The organism is Pseudomonadota bacterium, assembly GCA_026388215.1.
Taxonomy (GTDB): domain Bacteria; phylum Desulfobacterota; class Syntrophorhabdia; order Syntrophorhabdales; family Syntrophorhabdaceae; genus JAPLKF01.
Map to the genome: position 1 here is coordinate 1 of JAPLKF010000177.1, position 2547 is coordinate 2547.

The window sequence follows — 2547 nt, forward strand, 5'->3', positions numbered from 1 at the left end:
TACCTGACTTTTCCCTAAAAAATGTACACTACACATCAGACATACAGAAACTATAGCAGAATCAGGAAGTTTTGGGAAATAAAAAACTTGACAACTTATCTCATAGTGTATATTATATACACTATGAGCTTCATAAGAAAAATAAAAAAGGGGAACTCCATCTATCTCGCCGAGGTCGAAAACCAGAGGATAGGTGGTAAGGTCGTTCAAAGGCATCTCCGTTATGTCGGAAAAGAAGTCGACGATAAACCTCTCCTCACAGGCTCTGTGGAAAGGTCTTCAGTCGATAAGGTCACTATCTATGGTCCTCTTTTAGTCCTGGATGAAATCGCCAAGCAAGTCGATTTGGCAGGAGCACTTGGGGACTACGGGGATTATCTTTTGAGTCTGGCTTATGCCCATTGTGTAGCCCCTGATAGTTTAAAAGGAATGAGTCAATGGTACCAAAAGACCGAAATCAGTAATCTTTTAGATATTCCGCAGATCACATACAAAAAGCTTGTCGAGGCTATTGACTCTCTGGACGGTATGGATGGCGATAAGGTACAAGAGCGGATTTTTTCTCGATTAAAAGATGCCTTGAGTCTTTCTCCATCGGGCTATCTTTACGACATTACGAACATCTATTTTTATGGTGTTTGCTGTCCCCTGGCCAAGAAGGGGCAGAACGCGGAGGGACGGAGAGATCCGCAGATTCAGATTGGGCTGGCCATAACGAAGGAAGATGGGATACCGATTTTTCATAAGGTGTTTGAGGGCAACATCTTTGATTCGAAGACCTTGCCGGATATACTTCTTCATCTTAAACGGCATGAGATTAAGACTGTCTGTATTGTCTGGGACAGGGGTGTTTCCTCGAAGCTGAATATCAGGGAAGCCAAGGGGATGGGATTTGATGTGCTCTGCGGTTTGGCGTTGAAGACGGGGTTGAAGAAGGTGGTCGATAATGTATTGGAAGAGGATATTGTCTCCATAAAATACAGGGTCAGGCTCAGGAGTGCGACTTTTTATGTAAAAAAGCAGAGGCACGAGGTTGAAGGGCTTAGAGGGTACATTGCTGTATGTATCAATGAGAAGCAACGACAGGCGATCCGTGAGAGGCGCTACGATGAGATTGATCATGCCCTTAAGCTTCTTCAAGAGAATAAGGCCATAAAGGAAGGTCTTAGAAAATATATCAAGGGAAACAAGATCGACCATGGGGCCTTGCAGTTGGCAGAGCGGTATGATGGGGTATCGGTTATTTTTTCCACCCATAATCTCAGGGCAGAGGAAATGGTCAAAGGATATTTTGAGAAGGACCGTTTGGAGAAGTCGTTCCGATGCATGAAGAGCCTTTTAGAGATGGACAAAGTGAGGTTTTGGTTAGCCAATCGGGTAAGAGGGCACATTTTTATTTGTTATCTTGCTTATCTACTCCTCTCTGTGCTTGAATACAGATTAAAGGAAAGTGGAATGAGTGCTGCTGATGCTTTGGAGACGATGGAATCGATGTATAAGGTGTATCTGACAGATCCGAGGTCTAAGAATAAGTTTATCAAGACAGTGACCTTGAGCAAGAAACAAGAAGAGATTCTCAAAAAGGTCAATCCTCTGCTCTTGTCAAAGTGTAGTGTATAAAATTAAGGGAAAAGTCAGGTATTTAGTTACGCCCATGGTTTCGGCATATACTGGATCATAATTGCGGTTGCAGGTTTTATCATTGCTGGCTGGAAACAGGTTATGGCATATTTTGTTGGAGTAATATTGGCAAACATTGTCAATATGACCATTGATTCCATCAATTCCAACAGGTTATTTAAGAAATTTGGGTCGTATGTTAGTGGGTCAGAAATAAATTTCTTTAACGCCTATCATTGGCACGCAGCAAAGCTCGGCAAATCTCTAGACCTTACTATGTCTGATGATGAACTAAAAAGAGAAAACTGGGATCAAGCGTTTGAGGATTTGGCAGCCAGATGGCCTGAAGTAGCGGATAGGTTTACAAATGATTAGGAAAAAATCCACACTTCGCCTAACACCGGTACAAACGGAGGACTCAAAACCTGATGGCTTCGTCTGTGCCGCACACGTTATCTGCCATTTCATCCCGCTATACGTGACATATCCTGCTTTCCCTTATGATATGTTAGTTAGCTACACCCGATCGTACATTGCTCTACACTCAACACTTAAGGAGCACGGAAGAGGGTCAAATCTTTATTCTTGATTATCAATAGTGTTAAAGCCGGAAGAACTTTGCGGCTCCTTCGAGCCGGAAGAACTTTTCGTGAGTGCGACATCGAGTACGGGTTGGGCACCCACTTTGGCACGGCAGAACGTCCCGACCTGTTTGCCGACAGGCAGGAGGGCAATGGGTGCTGTTTGAGGAAGAATGACGAGTTCACCCATTGAGCGATGCTGGGGCATTAGTGGGTAAATCCCGCTATGGGCGGGATGAAGCGGCACGGAGCAGGAGCACGAGCGAAACAGTGTTTCGGCATATCCTTAAATTCATTGCTATGCGCATAGCACTCTGGCAACCCCATTTACTACAGGGTGTCTTTC

General features: G+C 44.2%; 2 protein-coding genes. Both read left to right on the forward strand.

Annotated features, from left to right (window positions below):
- The first annotated feature begins 123 nt into the window (after positions 1-123).
- Positions 124-1620, forward strand: a complete 1497-nt coding sequence (locus NTU69_09895) for a transposase (protein ID MCX5803822.1) — start codon at positions 124-126, stop codon at positions 1618-1620.
- Positions 1621-1722: 102 nt separating this feature from the next.
- The gene (locus NTU69_09900; protein MCX5803823.1) at positions 1723-1995 is read left to right on the forward strand and encodes a hypothetical protein; all 273 of its coding nucleotides are present in this window, start codon (positions 1723-1725) and stop codon (positions 1993-1995) included.
- The last annotated feature ends 552 nt before the right edge of the window (positions 1996-2547 follow it).